This is a genomic window from Streptomyces luteogriseus (assembly GCF_014205055.1).
Lineage (GTDB): Bacteria > Actinomycetota > Actinomycetes > Streptomycetales > Streptomycetaceae > Streptomyces > Streptomyces luteogriseus.
Genome location: NZ_JACHMS010000001.1, coordinates 7,451,895 through 7,469,737, shown reverse-complemented (window position 1 = coordinate 7,469,737; position 17,843 = coordinate 7,451,895). Strand labels below are relative to the sequence as shown.

Annotated in this window: 3 protein-coding genes; all 3 read right to left on the bottom strand. The window is 72.9% G+C overall.

The features are described 5' to 3' along the window. Nucleotides 1-6 precede the first annotated feature (6 nt). The 3 genes from BJ965_RS33220 to BJ965_RS33210 are packed head-to-tail and all read right to left on the bottom strand — an operon-like array spanning nucleotide 7 to nucleotide 17,773. Nucleotides 7-3,453 carry a non-ribosomal peptide synthetase gene (locus tag BJ965_RS33220; RefSeq protein ID WP_184913962.1) on the bottom strand — a complete coding sequence of 1,149 codons (3,447 nt, stop codon included), beginning with the start codon at nucleotides 3,451-3,453 and terminating at the stop codon, nucleotides 7-9. Beyond that, complete coding sequence (locus BJ965_RS33215; protein WP_184913960.1) at nucleotides 3,450-11,369, bottom strand: non-ribosomal peptide synthetase/type I polyketide synthase; 7,920 nt, start codon at nucleotides 11,367-11,369, stop codon at nucleotides 3,450-3,452. Before BJ965_RS33215 ends, BJ965_RS33220 begins: the two co-directional genes overlap by 4 nt. After that, entirely contained in the window at nucleotides 11,369-17,773 is a 6,405-nt protein-coding gene (locus BJ965_RS33210; RefSeq protein ID WP_184913958.1) for a MupA/Atu3671 family FMN-dependent luciferase-like monooxygenase, read from the bottom strand. Before BJ965_RS33210 ends, BJ965_RS33215 begins: the two co-directional genes overlap by 1 nt. Nucleotides 17,774-17,843: the final 70 nt, after the last annotated feature.

The window sequence follows — 17,843 nt, the reverse complement described above, 5'->3', positions numbered from 1 at the left end:
GGTCCGTCATGGCGCGGGCCGTTGCGGCCGAGCCGCCTGCCTGCGCCTCAGCAGCTGATGCTGCCGTCTGCCGCGTTCCCTGGCGCTGTCCAGGCCGACGGGTCCCGCCGCGCCGGTCTCGTCGTCGGCGAGGGCGGCCTGGGAGCGGACGGTGGTCGAGCGGAACAGCTCCATCAGCTCGGCGTGGATGCCCACGTCCGCGGCCAGCCGCCGGTGCAGTTCGATGAGCAGCAGTGAATGACCGCCGAGGTCGAAGAAGTTCTGGTCGAGGCCGACGTCGTCGACGCCCAGGAGGTCGCGCCACACCTCGGCGACGGCCCGCTCCGTGTCGTTGCGGGGGGCGAGCACGGGTGCTTCGGTGCGCGCCGGGGCGGGCAGCGCCCTCCGGTCGACCTTGCCGTGCGCGGAGAGGGGCAGGGCGGGCAGCGCCACGAGCGCGGAGGGAACCATGTGGCGGGGCAGGCGTGCCCGCAGGTACTCCAGCACGGCACTCGTGTCGGCGCCCCCGGCACCGCCGCCGTCCCCGCCGTCCGCGCCGTCCCCCTTGCCCTCGGCGTCCTCGGCGCCCCTGGCGTCCCCGGCGCCCTGCGGCACGAGGTAGCCGACGATCCGGGGCTCCTCCTGTCCGTCGCGCCGGACGACGACGATCCCCTCCCGTACGAGAGGGCAGTCGGTCAAGGCCGCCTCGATCTCGCCCAGCTCGACCCGGAACCCACGGATCTTCACCTGGTCGTCGCCGCGCCCCAGGAACTCGAGAGTGCCGTCCCGGCGCAGCCGTACCAGGTCACCGGTCCGGTACATCCGGGCCCCGCCCTCCCCGCCCGGCGGGTTCGCCGTGCCGCCGCCGGCCGGGGCGAGGTGATCGGGGACGAAGGCGGCCGCGGTGAGGTCCGGTCTGCCAACGTAGCCCCGGGCCACGTTGGCGCCGGAGACGCAGAGTTCACCGGGGGCCCCGGTCGGCACGTGCCGGCCGTCGCGGTCGAGCACATGGACCGTGGTGTTGGGCAGCGGTCTTCCCAGCGGGGCGTTCACCGCCTCGGGCTCCGCTTCACGGGGAACAGGCCAGGTCAGCACGCCGACGGTGGTCTCGGTGGGACCGTAGTGGTTGTACACCTGACAGTCCGGACCGGCGGTGCGGGCGACGGAGCGCAGCCACTGCCAGCCCGACGCCTCGCCTCCGATGACGAGACGGCGCCGGGGCAGCAGGTCCGCGCCTCGCCCGGAGCGCATGAGGGCCTTCAGATGGGAGGGGGCGATTTTCAGGCAGTCGACCCTGTGCTGCGCCATGTAGTCGGCCAGGGCGTTCGCGTCGAGGGCGCGCTCACGGGTGATCAGGTGCAGCTCTCCCCCGGTGACCAGGGGAGGCACCAGCATCGTCAGGCACGAGTCGACGGTGAGCGGTTGCAGCATCGCGTAGCTCAGTGGCTCGTCGACGCCGAGCCGGTCCAGCACCGCGAAGGTGTAGTTGACGATCTGGCGGTGCTCGACGGCGACGCCCTTCGGGGCGCCGGTGGAGCCGGAGGTGTAGAGGATGTACGCGGTGTTCCCGGGTGTCGCCCCGCTGTCGGGGCAGTCGGTGGGCCGATCGCGCAGCGCCGTCCAGTCCGGGTCGAGTTCCACCGTCCTGATCGTGGCCCCGGGGTCCGCGCCGCCCGTGTGGACCAGGACGGCGGCGCCCGAGTCGGCCAGGATGGCCGCGCGCCGGGCCGCCGGGTCGGCGGGGTCCACCGGCACGTAGGCGCCGCCCGCCTTGAGCACGCCGAGCACGGCCACGGCCATGGCCGGGGTGCGTTCCAGGCACAGCCCGACCGGGCGTTCCGGGCCCACGCCCGCCTCTCGCAGCAGGTGCGCCAACTGGTTGGCACGCCGGTCGAGTTCGGCGAAGGTGAGCGTGGTGCCCTCGCCGCGTACGGCGACGGCGTCCGGAGTGCGGTCGGCCTGCTCGGCGAACAGCTCGTGCACGCACGAGGCCGCCGCCGCGTAGAGGGCCGGTTCGGCGGGCGGGGCGTGGTCGGCGTCGGTGAGCATGGGCAGTGCGCCGACCGGGGTGTCCGGCGCCGCGAGGGCGGCGGTCACCAACTGCCCCAGGTGCGCGGCCAGGCGGGTCACGGTCTCGCGGTCGAAGATCTCGGTGTCGTACTCGAACTGCCCGAGGACGGTGTCACCGTCCTCGACCAGGTTCAGGGTGAGGTCGCGCTTGCTGGTCCCGTTGTGGACGGGGAAGTCGCTCAGCCGCAGGCCGGGCATCGCGGGGAAGCGCGGCGCGGGGCGCAGCGTGCACATCACCTGGAAGTACGGGACGGCTCCCCCGGTGCGGTCGGGGCGCAGCCGCTCGACGACCTTCTCGAACGGGACCTCCTGGTGGACGAGTGCCTCACCGGTCCCTTCCCGGACGTGACGCAGGACCTCGCGGAACGTCCGGTCACCGTCGAGCCTGGCCCGCAGCAGCAGCGTGTTGACGAAGAGGCCGACCATCGGTTCGACCTGAGAGTGAGCGCGGTTGGCCACCGAGGTGGCCACGAGGAAGTCGGTCCGGCCGGTGTAGCGGTACAGCAGGACGTCGAGGGCGGCCATGACGGCCATGAACAAGGTCGCGCCCTCCTGGCGTCCGAGTTCCCTGAGCCCGGCGACGGTGGCGGTGTCCAGGCCGAAGTCCACCACGTCGCCGCGGAACGCCGGGGTGAGCGGACGGGGCCGGTCGGCCGGAAGTTCCAGGACGGACGGCGGGTCGGTCAGCACCCGCTCCCAGTAGGCGATCTGGTCGTCGTAGGCCGCGCCGTGCAGCCGGTCGCGGTGCCAGCGCGCGTAGTCGCCGTAGTGGACGGGCGTGGGTTCGGCGGCGGGCTTCTCGCCGCGCAGGACGGCGTCGTAGCCGGCGGCGACCTCGCGCAGGAGCACACCCCAGCTCAGGGCGTCGCCGACGAGGTGGTGCATGTTGAGCACCAGGACGTGGTCGTGTTCGGTCAGGGTGACGAGGTGGACGGCCAGGGGCGGCGCGTCGGTCAGGTCGAACGGGCGGGCCGCGATGGACCTGGCCAGCTCGAGGGCGCAGCGTTCCCGGTCCGGGGCCGGCTTCCCCGTCAGGTCGTGCCGTCGGATGGGCACCCGGCCCGGATCAGGGGCGAAGTACTGCCGGGGCTCGGAGTCCTCCATGCGGAACCTGGCGGTGACGACGGCGTGCCGGGCGATCGAGGCGTCCAGGGCGGTCTGCAGGGCCGGAACGTCGACCGTGCCGGCCAGCCGTACCGCCGCGGGCACGTTGTACGCCCCCGTACCGGGGAACATCTGCTCGAACAGCCACAGTTGGCGTTGAGGGTGCGACAGCGGGGCGCTGCCGCGCTCGGGGTGGGCGGCGATCGGCGACTCGGACTTCGTGCTCAGTCCGCGCTGCGCGAGCAGTCGGCGCATGGCCTCCCGCCGCTTGTCGGCGATGTCTGCGCCGGTGCCGCTCACACGTCCTCCTGGGTCAGCAGTCGATCGAGGTCGCTGTCGGACAGTTCCGCGACCCGCAGCAGCAGCGCCGCACGCTCGTCGACCTCGTGGCCGGTGTCGGGGTCGTCCCTCAGGGTCCGGACCACACCCGCGACGGTGGCGTCCGCGAAGAACCGGTCCAGCGGGAACGCGGCGCCGAAGGTCTCCCGGACGCGTACGGCGAATCGGGTGGCGAGCAGCGAGTAGCCACCCGAGGCCCAGTAGTCGTCGTGGACGCCCACCGGTCCCGTGGTGCCGAGCGTCTCCTGCCACAGCACGGCGACCGCCCGTTCGGCGTCGTCACGCGGTGCGACCGAGGACGCCGTCGCGGTCCGTGCCCCGGTACGGGCGAGGCCGCTGAGCGCCCGGCGGTCGATCTTGCCGCTCGGCGTCAGGGGCAGCTCGGCGCAGGGCACGAACAGCGTGGGGACCATGTAGCCGGGCAGCCGCCCGTGCAGATGCCGGCGCAGTTCCTCCACGTCGGCCCGCTGTCCCTCGGCCGCGACGTAGTAGGCGGCCAGGACCTCACCCTCGGCCGTCACGACGGCCTGTTCCAGTGCGGGGTGGGCGAGGAGGGCCTGTTCCACCTCGGCGGGCTCGACCCGGAATCCGCGGACCTTGGCCTGCTGGTCGCTCCGTCCGGCGTACTCGATGGCCCCGTCGGACCGGAACCGCGCACGGTCGCCGGTGCGGTAGAGCAGTCCGCCGGGTCCGTCGGGGAAGGGATTCGGCACGAAACGCTCGGCCGTGAGGTCCGGCCGTCCGACGTAGCCCCGGCCGAGGGCGGGCCCGCCGATGTACAGGTCCCCCGCCACCCCGGCGGGGACCGGCCGCATCAGTTCGTCCAGCAGGTACGCACTGGTTCCCGCGATGGGCCTGCCCAGGGGCACCTTGCCCGCCGCCACGTCGGCGTCGGTGAGCACGTGCCAGGTGACGTCGGCGGAGATCTCGGACGCCCCGTACAGGTTGAGCAGGGTCCGGCCCTGCAGGGTCTTCAGGAAGCGGCCCGCGAGGTCGGCCGGGAGGGCCTCCCCGCTGCTCACCCACAGGCGCAGAGCGGGCAGTTCACCGGCGAGGTCGGGCACCGTGTCAAGTAGGGCCCGCAGCAGGGACGGGACGAGCACGATGCGGGTGACCCGGTGCTCGGCGAGCGCTGCGACCAGCGCGGGCAGGTCCATGAGCAGGGACTGCGGCAGCACCACGACCGGTACGCCCTGGCAGAGCGGCCCGAAGATCTCCCAGAACGAGTCGAGGAAGTTCAGCGAGGTCTTCTGGCAGAGGACCTCTCCGGGCTGGAAGGGGAACTCCCGCCACATCCACTCCAGTCGGTTGACCATGCCGCCGTGCAGGCCGATCACGCCCTTGGGGACGCCGGTCGAGCCGGAGGTGTAGAGGACATAGGCGGGCTGGGCGGGGTCGATGCGCAGGTCGAGGGGGGCCGTGGGCAGGTCGGCGGAGGCCTGTCGCAGCGCGTCGACGTCCACCGTCCGCGTGGTGTGCGGACCCTCGCCGAGGCGTTCTCGGTGCTCGCCCGCGACCAGCACCAGCTCGGCTCCGGAGTCGGCCAGCATGAACCTGAGCCGGTCCTTCGGGTACGCGGGGTCCAGGGGCACGTAGGCGGCACCGGCCTTCATGACCGCCAGCAGCAGCACGATCGTCTCCGGGGACCGCTCGGCGCAGACGGCGACACGCGACTCGGCGCCCACCCCCCGTCGCCGCAGTTCCCTGGCGAGCTGGTTGGAGGCGGCCTCGACCTCTTCGAAGGTCAGGGACGCGGCGGGGTCCAGCGCGTCGCGGACGGCGACCGTGTCCGGCGTGGCGGCGGCGTGCTCCCGGAACATCTCGGGCAGGGAACGCCGACCGACGTGGCCCTCGGGCCCGTGCGCCCATTCGCCGGTGACCCTTGCCCGCTCGGTCTCCGAGAGCAGGTCGATCCGGGCGAGGGGGCGGTCGGGGTCCGCGACGACCTTGTTGAGCAGGCTGACGAAGTGGGCACCGATCCGGCGCACGGTCTCCTCGGTGAAGAGGTCCGTCGCGTACTCGAGGATGCCCACCGCCTCGTCGCCCGTCTCACGCAGCATGATCATGAGGTCGAACTTGGCGTTGACGGCGGGCATCGGCACCTGTTCGAGGTGCAGCCCGGCGAGGTCGAGAGGCGGCAGCGGGGCGTTCTGCAGAACGAGGACATTCTGGAACAACTGGCCGTGGCCGAGGCTGCGTTCGGGCGCGACGGCCTCCACGACCAGCTCGAACGGCAGCTCTTGGTGGGCGTAGGCGCCGAGCGTCGTCTCCTTGACCCGCTCCAGCAGGTCGCGGAACGACAGGCCGGGGTCGACGTCGGTGCGCAGGGCCAGCATGTTGACGAAGACGCCGATCAGGTTCTCCACGTCCGGGTGGGTACGCCCGGCGATCGGGGATCCGACGACCACGTCCCGCTCGCCCGAGTACCGGTGCAACAGGAACGTGAAGGCCGCGAGCAGCGTCATGAACAGCGTGGCGCCCTGGCTGCCGCCGAGCTGCTGGAGGCCCTTGACGAGGGGGCCGGGCAGCGTGAGCGGCACGGTCGCGCCGGCGAAGCTCTGGGCCGCCGGGCGCGGGTGGTCCGGCGGGAACTCCACCAGCTGGGGTGCGCCGGCGAGCTGGGTCCGCCAGTACTCCACCAGTTCCTCGCGCTGCGGCCCGTCGAGCCGCGCCCGTTGCCAGGCGGAGTAGTCGGCGTACTGGACGGGCAACGGCGGCGGTTCCTCGGTGGCCGCGCCGAGACGGCCGGCGTAGTGGATGCCGAGTTCCCGGACGAACACGCCGGTGGACCAGGCGTCGGACACGCTGTGATGCATGGTGAGCAGCAGGATGTGCTCCTCCTCGCCCACCCGCAGCAGGGCGGCCCGCAACAGGGGCGCCCGGGTCAGGTCGAACGGCCGCCGCGACTCCGCCAGGGCCAGTTCCTCCCAGCGCCGGCGCCGTTGCCCCTCCGGCAGGTCGCGCAGGTCGGTGACGGGCAGCGGGACGGACACGTCCGTCGCGATGCGCTGGGTGGGCCGCTCGCCGTCGAGGCCGAAGGACGTCCGCAGGGCCTCGTGCCGGGCCACGATGTCGTCGAGGGAGGACCGCAGCACCTCGGCGTCGAGGGGCCCTTCGACGCGCACGACGTCGGGGATGTTGTAGACGGAGTTGCCGGGGGTGAGCTGGTCGATGATCCAGAACCGCTGCTGCCCGTACGAGAGGGCCAGCGCCTCGTCCCGTGGCGCGACCGGAATGGGGTCCTGGGCCGCCGCCTCGCTCTCGTCGCCACGCACGTAGTCGGCGAGACCCGCCACGGTCGGCCGGCGCAGCAGGTTGAGCAGCGACAGTTCGACGCCCAGCGCCGCGCGGGCCCGCGACACGATCTGCGTCGCGAGCAGGGAGTGCCCGCCCAGTTCGTAGAAGTCGTCGTCGCGGCCGACCTTGTCGACGCCGAGCATCTCCGCCCAGATGTCCGCGATGACCGTCTCCGTGGTGTCGCAAGGCTCCGTGTAGGCGGTACTCAGCTCCGGTCGCGGCTGGCGGGCCCCGCCGGCGGGTACGCGTCCGCGTCTGGCGACCTCGGGGTGGCGGACCCATCGGTCGAGCCGCTCCTCGAGGTCGGCGGTGACGATGGTGGTCACACCGGCCTCGGCGCTCTCCGCGATACGGCTCAACAACCGAACGCCCTCCGCGACACCGACGCCGTACCGGGTGACACTGGTCATCGGGCGGCCGAGCCCCTCGTCGGGTATCCAGTCCTCCATGTCGACGCTGATCCAGCGCGTGCCCGGCCGTCCGGCCCTGGCCTGGGCGAACGAGTCCAGGAATACACAGGCCGAGGTGTAGCCGGCGGTGCCGAGACCGCCGAGCAGGGCCGCGTTGGAGGAGAACAGCAACACGAACTCGGGCTCACGTCCGGCGAGGGTGCGTTCCAGGACGCGCGTGCCGTCGACCTTGGCGCGCATCACGCCGTCGAGCCACCGCCGGTCGAGGGTGTCGATGGGGGCGAAGGCGTTCTCGCCCACGATCCCGGCAGCGTGGAACACGCCGGTGACGGGTCCGAGCAGCCGCTCCGTCTCCGCGAGGGCCCGGTTCATCTCCGCCTCGTCGGTGACGTCCGCCCGTTGCACGAGGACGCGCGCGCCGCGTTCCCGCATGGCGCGCAGCCGCCGGATCCTTCGGCTGGTGGGGTCGTCGTCGCCGTGGCGGGCCGTCCAGCCGTCCCACTCCTCCTCCTCGGGGAAGGCGGAGCGGCCGGTCAGGACGATCGACGCGGCCATGTCGGCCAGGTGGTCGGCCAGTTCGAGGCCGACCGCCCCGAGTCCGCCCGTGATCACGTACACGCCGTCGCCGCGCAGGGGGCTGCGGGCCGTGCCGAGCGTCAGGGGCTGGAAGGTCCGCACCCACCGGGTGCGTCCGCGGTAGGCGATCAGGCGCTCGTCGGGCGCCTCCGCGACGACGTCGATGATCCGGTCCGCGAGTTCGTCCGCGCCCGGGCCCGGGATGTCCTCCGGGGCGACGTCGACGCAGCGGACGCTGATGCCCTCGTACTCCTGCGGAACACACTTGGCGGCGCCCAGCAGCGTGGCGACCTCCGGCCTCGGCCGGTCGGCGCGTTCCACGCCGACGAGCCCGTGGGAGACGACCCACAGGTCGACGGGAGTGGCGGCGCTGCGGGCGGACAAGGCCCTGGACAGCCACAGCAGGCTGTGCATGCCGCGTGTGTACGGATCGCCGTCCGGGTCGATGCCCTCCGCGTCGTCGCCGCCCGGGTCGACGCTCCACAGGTGGAGCACTTTCGCGGGCCACTGGTCGTCGTCGAGCGCGGCGACCAGTTCGGCGTAGGCGCCCGGGTCGGCCGGGTCGATCCGGTGGTCGACGCCGTGCCGGTGGCCGTCGGCGGGGGCCGGAGCGCCGGGCACGACGACGGTCACCCGGTGTCCGGCCGCCGTGGCACGGTCCTTGACGCTCAGGGCGAGCGGGTGCGGCAGGCCGTCCTGTCCGACCGGGGCGAGGAGCAGCCAGTGCTCGCCGGCGGGCCGGGGCGGCGCCGGGGGCGGCATGGGCGCCGACTGCCAGGCGGGGGCGAGCAGCCAGGACTCGGGGTCGTCCCGCCGGGCGGTGCCGGAAGGCCTGCGGGAGGGCCCGGAACGCTCACCCGGCGGGTCGAACCGGCAGCGGGTGCGTTCGAACGGGTAGGTGGGCAGGCCGACCCTGCGGTGCCCGGCCGGGTCCGACAGGGCGTCCCAGTCGACGGCCGCACCGGTGGTCCACAACTGGGCGATGGCGTCCAGGAGATGGCTGAGGTCGTCGGGGCGGCGGCGGTCGTAGACGGCCCGCAGGGAGGGCACCACCACGGGGCGCGCCTGCGGGTCCGCCCCCGCGAGGTGCTCCGCCGCCAGCGCGCTCAGCGACTGCCCGGGGCCCACCTCGACGAGGGAGCGGTCCCGTTCGGCGCACAGGGTGGCCAGCCCGTCGGCGAACCGGACGGTGCTGACGCTGTGCCGGGCCCAGTACGCGGGGTCGGTGGCCTGTTCCGGGGTCATCCAGGTGCCGGTCACGTTGGACACGAGCGGGATGCGGGGCGGGGCGAGCGGTACCCCGGCGATGAACTCGGCGAGGGGCGCGGCCATGCCGGCGACCATGGGCGAGTGGAAGCCCCGTTCGGCGCGCATCCGCCGGGCGGCGATCCGCCGGCCGGCGAGGCGCCGCTCCAGCGCCTCGATCTCGTCGACCGGACCGGACACGGCGGTCAGGGCGGGTCCGTTGACGAGAGCGACAGCAAGGTCCCCGTCGAGGTGCCGGGTGGTCTCCTCCACGCCGAGCGGGACGGCCAGCATGGCGCCTTGGGGCATCTCGTCGAACAGTTTGGCGCGGGCGACGACCACACTCAGGGCGTCCTCCAGGGTGAAGACGCCCGCGACGGTGGCGGCGACGTACTCCCCCAGGCTGTGCCCGATGAGCGCGGCGGGCCGTACACCGAGCGACTGCCACAGCCGGGCCAGCGCGTACTCGACGACGAACAGCGCCGGATGGGCGAGCCCGGTGCGCTGCAACGGGTCGTCCTCCTCGCCTCCGCCGAACATCATGCGCCGCAGATCGAGCCCGCCGCTCGCGGGCGCCTCGACGGCCGGGCCGCGCAGCCGCAACTCGTCCCGCAGGTCGAGGCCGAGGAGCGGCCGGAGCAGGTCGCAGCACTCGTCCACGGCCGTCCGGAACTCCGGCATGCCCTCATACAGGTCCCGGCCCATTCCCCGGTACTGGTCTCCGAGCCCTGCGAACATGAAGGCGACGGGCCGGTCCTGGCGGGCCGCGGCCCCCTCGTGCAGCCGCGTCGGGTCGCCGCCCTCCAGTACGGCGAGGGCGTCCTCACGGTCCCGGACCACGAGCGCCCTGCGGTGCTCGAACGGCACGCGGCCCTGCCGCAGGGTGTGGGCGACGTCCCTCGTCGTCAGGTCCGGCCGCTCCTGGAGGTGACGGGCGAGCCTCGCGGTCGTCTCCTCCAGCGCGGAGGGCGTCCTCGCGGAGAGGACCAGGAGCTGTGGCCCGGCGTCGTCCGGGACGGGCGGCAGGGCGGGGGCCTGCTCCAGGACGATGTGGGCGTTCGTGCCGCCGAAGCCGAAGGCGCTCACGCCGGCCCGCCGGGGGCCGTCCCGGTCCGGCCAGCTGACGAGCTCCGTGTTCACGTAGAAGGGACTCGCCGCGAAGTCGATCTGCGGGTTGGGCTCGTCGAAGTTCAGTGACGGCGGGATCTTCCCGTGGTGCAGGGCCAGGGCCGTCTTGATCAGGCCGGCCGCGCCCGCCGCGGCGTCCAGGTGCCCGATGTTGGTCTTGACGGAGCCGATGGCGCAGTACCCGGTGGCGTCGGTGCCCTGCCGGAAGGCCTTGGTCAGCGCGGCGACCTCCACCGGATCACCGAGCTTCGTGGCGGTGCCGTGCGTCTCGACGTAGGTGACGGTCCGCGGGTCGACGTCCGCGATCTTCTGCGCGCGCAGGACGACCTCGGCCTGACCGTCCAGGCTGGGTGCGGTGAAGCCGACCCGGTTGGCGCCGTCGCTGTTGACCGCGGACGCCTTGATGACGGCGTACACGGTGTCGCCGTCTTCCAGAGCGTCGTCCAGCCGCTTCAGGGCGAGGACGCCCGCTCCGCTGCCGAAGACCGTGCCGTCGCCGGCCGCGTCGAAGGCCCGGCACCGCCCGTCGGAGGAGGCCGTGCCGCCGGGGACGTGGACGTAGCCCGTCCGTTCGGGCAGCACCACCGTGCTTCCGCCGACCAGGGCCAGGTCGCACTGGTAGCTGAGCAGGCTGTCGCAGGCGAGGTGGGCGGCGACGAGCGAGGTCGAGCAGCCGGTCTGCACCGTCATGCTGGGGCCGCGCAGATCCAGGTGGTACGAGACCCGGCTGCTCAGGAAGTCCTTGTCGTTGCCGAGCATGGCGAGTTGTGTGTCGGAGTCGCTGATGTCCGGGTGGTCGAGCAGGTTGTACAGCAGGTAGGTGCTCAGGCCCATGCCGGCGTAGACGCCGACGGTGCCGGACCGGTCGGACGTGGTGTGCCCGGCGTGCTCCAGCGCGGCCCAGGCGGTCTCCAGGAACAGCCGCTGCTGGGGGTCGAGCAGCGCCGCCTCGCGCGGGGAGTATCCCCAGAAGCGGTGGTCGAAGCCCTCGGGGTCGTCGATGGGGGCGCCCGCCGGGACGAAGCCGGGCTGTCCGGAGACCTCCGGCGGTACGCCCAGCTCGGCCAGTTCTTCCGGGGTGAAGTGCCGGATGGACTCGACGCCGTCGCGCAGGTTCGCCCAGAACGTCTCGACGTCGGGCGCGCCGGGGAACCGGCAGGCCATGCCTACGACGGCGATGTCCGAGCCGGTGTCCTCCGCCGGCTCGTTGAGCTCGCTCATCACGCCCTGCCCCTTCCACCGAGCCCGCGGGACCTTCGCCTGCTGTCGCGCTGACGGCGCGCTCGTTCCTCGCTGCCGGAGAACACCCGCTGCTCCGTGTCGGCGCCGCCCTCGCCCAGATGGGCGGCGAGCGCGCTGACCGTCGGGTGCTCCAGGAGCTTGATCAGGGGCAGTTCCACGCCCGTGTCGCGCTGCAGCCGGTTGTGGACCTGGACCATCAGCATGGAGTGCCCGCCGAGATCGAAGAAGTTGTCATACAGTCCGACCGATTCGACGCCGAGTACCTCGCTCCAGATCGCGGCGATGGACCGCTCCAGCTCCGTCACCGGTGCCGCCTTGACGCCGTTGCCGGAGCCGGACCACTGCAGGGCGGCCAGGGCCTTGACGTCGACCTTGCCGTGGGCGGTACGCGGCAGGTCGGGCAGGAGGACGAAGCCACTGGGGACCATGGACTGGGGCAACCGCTCGCGCAGGCCGCGCTGGAGGTCGCGGCCGGAGAGCGCCGCGCCGTCGGCCGGCACCACACAGGCGACGAGCCGGGTGCCGGCGGATGCCTCCCGCTGGGCGATCACGACCGCTTCCCGTACGTCCTCGCGGGCCGCCAGGGCCGCTTCGATGTCTCCGAGCTCGATGCGGTGCCCTCGTACCTTGACCTGCCGGTCGATCCGCCCGAGGAACTCGACGTGGCCGTCGGGGCGGTAGCGGGCGAGGTCGCCGGTGCGGTACAGGCGCTCTCCGGGCGTCCGGCTGAAGGGGTTCGGCACGAACCTCTCGGCGGTGACGTCCGGTCGGCACCAGTAGCCGCGGGCCAGCCCGGCACCGCCGATCACCAGTTCGCCGGCCACACCGACCGGGACGGGTCGCAGGCCCTCGTCGACAATGTGGATCTGGGTGTTGGCGATGGGGCCGCCGAGCGGCACCGTCTCCTCCACCTCGGTCACCTCGTGCGTGGCCGACCAGATCGTGGTCTCGGTGGGGCCGTACATGTTGACCAGCCGGGCAGGCAGCTGTTCGCGCAGTTCCCGGGCGAGGTCGGGTGGGAGGGCCTCACCACCCAGCAACAGCGCCCGCAGGGACGTCAGTCCGCTCATGGCCGCCTTGTCCAGGGCCGTAAGCCGCATCGCGGACGGCGTCGCCTGCAGCAAGGTCGGGCGCCAGGCCGCGATCTGGCCGGCGAGGGACCTGTCCTCGTCCCCGGCGGTCTCGGCTTCGGCGGCGGTACCGCGTCCGCTGCGCTCGCGCAACCGGTCGAGGGCCGGCAGTCCGTCCAGGACCGTCCGGCGGGGCAGTCCGAAGTCCACCAGACACGCGATCTCGTCGACCCCCGCCTCGGCACACCGCTCGATCAGCGGCCGTACGGACTCGGGCGTGCCGAACAGCGCGCCGGTGTCGAAGTAGCGGTTGAAGGCGAACTCCAGCAGGTCGTCCATGTCGGACTCGCTCATGCCCGCGACGTCGACGGGCAGGTGGAGGGAGCGCACCAGGTTCTCGATCAGTCCGACGGACGACCGCAGGTAGGCCGTGAACGGTTCGCGGACCTGCCGCTTCACCTCTTCGACGTCATCGCCGAGGAAGGTGTGCAGCATCAGGGTCACCACGCCGGCGTCCGGGTCGTGGCCGTGCTGGAGCCGGGCCTCGCGGTAGCGGCGTACGTTCTCCGCGACCTGCTCGACAGTCTGGCCGAGGAGGTGCGTGAGGACGTTCGCGCCGATGGCTCCCGCCCTGGTGAAGGTGTCGGGGCTGCCGGCGGCGGTGATCCAGGTGGGCAGTTCGGGTTGGAGGGGGGCCGGGCGGATGGCGATGTCCACCGGCTTGCCGCTACCGCCGGGCAGGGAAACCGTCTCACCCCGCCACAGCCGCTGCACGGTGTCGATGTCCCGGAACATCTGCTCCTTGCGGCCCTCGTACCGCTCCGGGAAGAAGACGAAGTCGTCGGCGTGCCAGCCGGAGGCGAACGCGACGCCCACCCGTCCGCCGGAGATGTTGTCCACGAGGGACCACTCCTCCGCGACGCGCACCGGTGAGTGCAGCGGCAGGACGACGCTGCCCGCCCGGACGGCCACGTTGCGGGTGACGGCGGCGATGGCGGCGCTGAGCACGGAGGGATTGGGGTAGAGGCCTCCGAACTCGTGGAAGTGCCGCTCGGGGGTCCACACCGCGGTGAAGCCGTGCTCGTCGGCGAAACGGGCACTGTCGAAGACCAGGTCGTAGCGCCGGCGCGCGTCGTCCGTGCCGGAGCCGGCGTCGCTGGCGAAGAAGAACAGACTGAAGTCGACGGGCTTGGCCGGGGCCGCCTGCCCGGCCTGTCGGGAGAGCGCGTCCTCCGCCAGTACCACTGTGGCGCCCCGGGTGAGCGTCCACAGCAGTTCCAGGACGGAGATGTCGAATCCCGCGTTGGTCACCGCGAGCATCGTGTCGTCGGTGCCGCAGCCGACCTTCTCGTCCATGGCGGCGAAGAAGTTGCCGACGTTGCGGTGGGTGACCACCACGCCCTTGGGGACGCCGGTCGAGCCGGACGTGTAGAGGAGGTACGCGGCGTTGTCCGCGGATGCCCGGCCGGCCGGGCATCCGGTCCGCCCGTCGGGTGCGGCGAGGACGTCGTCGACGTCGAGGAGGGGTACGGCGCTTCCCGCGACCCGGCGCGCCACCCTGCCGCGGGTCACCATCAGGTCGAGCCGGGCGTCCGAGACGACCACGTCCAGCCGCTCGCGCGGGTAGTCCGGGTCGAGCGGCACGTAGGCGCCGCCGGCCTTGAGGATTCCCAGCATCGCGACGATCAGTTCCGGCGAGCGGTCCAGACAGATGCCGACCCGGGACTCCGCGCCGACGCCCCGGCCCACGAGCTCCCGGGCCAACCGGTCCGACGCCTCGGACAGTTCCTCGAAGGTCAGCCGCGCCGACCGGAAGACCACGGCGACGGCGTCGGGCGTGCGAGCGGCCGCGGCCTCGAACTCCTGGTGGATGCACAGCGCGGCGGGGAGGTCCAGGGCGGTGTCGTTCCAGTCGACGAGCACGCGCCGGGTCTTCTCCTCGCTCAGCAGCGGCAGCGCGGACAGGGGCCGGTCGGGGTCGGCGGTGATGCCCGCGAGCAGGGTGCGGAAGTTGTCGGTGAGGTCGGCGACGGTGGCACGGTCGAACAGGTCGGCGTTGAACTGGACGCGTCCGACGAGACCGTCCGCGTGCTCCGCGACGATCATGGTGAGGTCGAACTGCGCGGTGCGCTGCGGCACGTGGACCGGCGTCAGGTCGAGCCCCGCCAGGGTGAACGGCCGCGTCCCGTGCCCGGTGGCGACCGCGGCGAGGTCGCCGGGGAACCGGGAGGGTGCCTGGTGGTGGATGAACATGGCCTGGAAGACCGGGGACCGCGCCGGGTCGCGGCCGGCCTGGAGTTGCTCGGCCAGCAGGCCGAACGGGTAGTTCTGGTGGGCCAGCGCCTCGGACACGGTCCCGGAGAACCGGGACAGCAGCTCGCGGAAGGCCGGGTCGCCGCCGAGGTCGCCGCGGATGACGACGGGGTTGACGAAGTAGCCGACGGTGTCCGCGTACGCGGGGCGGCCCCGGCCGGACACCGGCGAGCCGACCAGGATGTCGCTCTGACCGCTGTAGCGGTGCAGCAGGACCTCGAACGCGCACAGCAGCGCGGTGTACAGCGTCGTCCCCGACTGCCGGGCCAAGGCGGTGAGCCCGCCGAGCAGTTCCGCGTCCAGGGAGAAGTCGTGGGTGTCACCGCGGTATGTCTGGACGGGCGGACGGGGCCGGTCGGTGGGGAGCTCCAGTACGGGCAGTTCACCGCCGAGCCGCTCCCGCCAGAAGGCGGCGGCGGCCTCGCCCTCGGCGCTCTGCGCGTACCGCTGCTGCGCCGCGACGAAGGCCGCGTAGTCACCGGCCGGCGGCAGATCAGCGGCCGTGCCGGAGCGCGCCGCCCGGTAGCAGCGCGCCAGTTCGTCCACGACCAGGGACATCGACCAGAAGTCCGCGACGATGTGGTGCATGACGAGCAGCAGTACCCGCCGGCCGTCGGCGCCGGCGCACAGCCGGGCTCGTACCAGGGGCCCCGCTGCCAGGTCGAAGGGCTCGGCGGCGGCGTCCGCGAGCAGGGCTTCCAGGGCGCCCGGCGCGGCGTCCGGGACGGCCGTGCGGTCGAGGACGACCTTCCCTCCGGCGTCGATCCGGCGCATCGGCCGGTCCTCGTCCGTGGTGTACGAGGTGCGCAGGGCGGCGTGTCGCTCCACCACCCGGTCGAGCGCCCGTTGCAGGGCGTCCGGGTCGACGTCGTCGGGGAGGCGTACGGCGCCCGCGACGTTGTAGGCGGCGCCGCAGCCGGTGACGTGGTCGAGGAACCACAGGCCGCGTTCGCCGTGGCTCAGTTCGTCGGGCGAGACGTCGGGTGCGGTGGCGTCGGGTGCGACCGGAGTCCCGGCGTCCTCGAGGGAGGCGACCACGGCGGCGAGGACGTCGCGGACCGGGGCGCCGTGCATGGCCTCGTATCCGAGTTCGACGCCGAAGGCCTTCTCCACCTCGTGCTGGATCTCCAGAAGGTCGAGGGAGTCGAGGCCGAGGGCGGGGCCGGACCTGCCGAGGTCCAGGGCGGCGGGGTCGCCGCCCACGCGCCGCGCGATGGCCGCCCGCAGGAACGCCTCCACCGCCTGAGGTGTGCCTGCCTGGTCCGGTCCCGCGGTGGCGGTGGCCGTGACCGGGTCGGACACGTCGTCCTGGCCGTACTCGTGGACGCCGAGCACGGCGAGCGTGCCGGCCAGATACTGCTCGCGGGCCGCGAACCGCTGGATCTTTCCGCTCGATGTGCGTGGCAGCCGTCCGGGCCGGACCAGCGCGAAGGCGTACGGGGCGATGAGGTGGTTCTCTCCGACAGCGGCCCGCACCGCCGCCGCGACCTCCCGCACGTCGGCGTCGCGGGCGACCCGCTCGGCCTCGTGTGCGAGGACCAGCACCTCCTGGCCGTCGACGGGGACGGTGAAGCAAGCCCCGCCGTTGTGCCTGAGTGCCGGGTGGGACCGGAAGGCGGTGAGCTCGATGTCCTGGGGGTAGTGGTTCACCCCGCGCAGGATGATCAGGTCCTTGATGCGGCCGGAGACGAACAGCTCCCCGTCGACGACGTACCCGAGGTCGCCGGTGCGCAGGAAGGGGCCGTCCTCCGAGCCCTCGATGCGAGCGCCGAACACCTCGGCGCTGGTCTCGGGGCGCTGCCAGTAGCCCTGGGCGACGCTCGGGCCGCTGACCCAGATCTCCCCGACCTCTCCTGCCGCGCAGCGCCGGCGCGTCTCGGGGTCGACGATGGCCAGTTCCTGTTCCGGGGAGGGCTGTCCGCAGCCCACCACGGGGTCGGCGCCCTCGGTCTCGCGCACCACGGGGGCCGCCTTGGGCGAGCCGCCGGTGACGATGAGGGTTCCCTCGGCCAGTCCGTAGCAGGGGTAGAACGCCTCGCGGCGGAAACCGGTGGGCGCCAGGAAGTCGGCGAAGGCGTCCATGACATCGGCGCGGACGGGCTCGGCTCCGTTGAAGGCGACCTGCCAGCAGCTGAGGTCCAGGCCCTCCAGTTGCTCGGGGCGTATCTTGCGCAGGCACAGCTCGTAGCCGAAGTTCGGCCCGCCGCTGGTCGTGGCCCGGTGGTCGGAGATGGTGCGCAGCCAACGCAGGGGGTCGGCGGCGAACGCCATCGGCGGCATCAGCACCGTCGGGTACCCGGTGTACAGAGGCTGGAGGATGCCGCCGATGAGGCCCATGTCGTGGTAGGGCGGCAGCCAGATGACGGTCTTGCTGTCGGGTGTGAGCTCGAAGAACCGCTCGATGTCGCCGCCGTTGTGCAGCAGGTTCCCGTGGCTGACCATCACCCCCTTGGGGGTGCCGGTGGAGCCGGAGGTGTACTGGAGGAAGGCGAGCGCGTCGCGGGGCGCCGGCTCCGGCCGCCAGCCGGCCTCCGGCGTCACGTCGGTGTCCACCCCGATCCACCGGAGCGTGCCCAGCAGGGGGTTGGTCTCGACGAACGCGTCGCGCTGCCCCGCGACGGCCCCGAGGGTCAGGGCCGCGGCCGGGCGGGCGTCGGAGACGATCGCCTCCAGCCGGGACAGGCTGCGGACCAGACTCGCCCCGTTCGGCGGGTATACGGGGACGGCGATGACCTCGGCGTAGAGACACCCGAAGAACGAGGCGACGTAGTCGAGTCCAGGCGGCAGGACGATCACCACCCGTTCCCCCGGAGCGCAGTGCCTTCGCAGGGTCGCGCCGATCTCCCGGGCCCGGGCGTCCAGTTCGCCGTAAGTCCAGGAGATCTCGCGGTCGCGCTCCAGGAAGGTGTAGGCGACGGAGTCGGGTTGCTCCGCGGAGCGACGCAGCAACAGATCGGTGAGCGAGTCGGCGACGCGGCTCGCAGGCCGTCCACTGTTCATCGAGGTTGGTCCTTCCCCCGTGATCGAGGTGTTGTCTGCGGCGGCCGGATCTGCGGCCCGGGCGACGTTC

Coding starts and splice junctions, on each gene's coding strand:
- BJ965_RS33215 (WP_184913960.1), bottom strand. CDS start 11,369: ATGAGCGAGCTCAACGAGCCGGCGGAGGACACCGGCTCGGACATCGCC.
- BJ965_RS33210 (WP_184913958.1), bottom strand. CDS start 17,773: ATGAACAGTGGACGGCCTGCGAGCCGCGTCGCCGACTCGCTCACCGAT.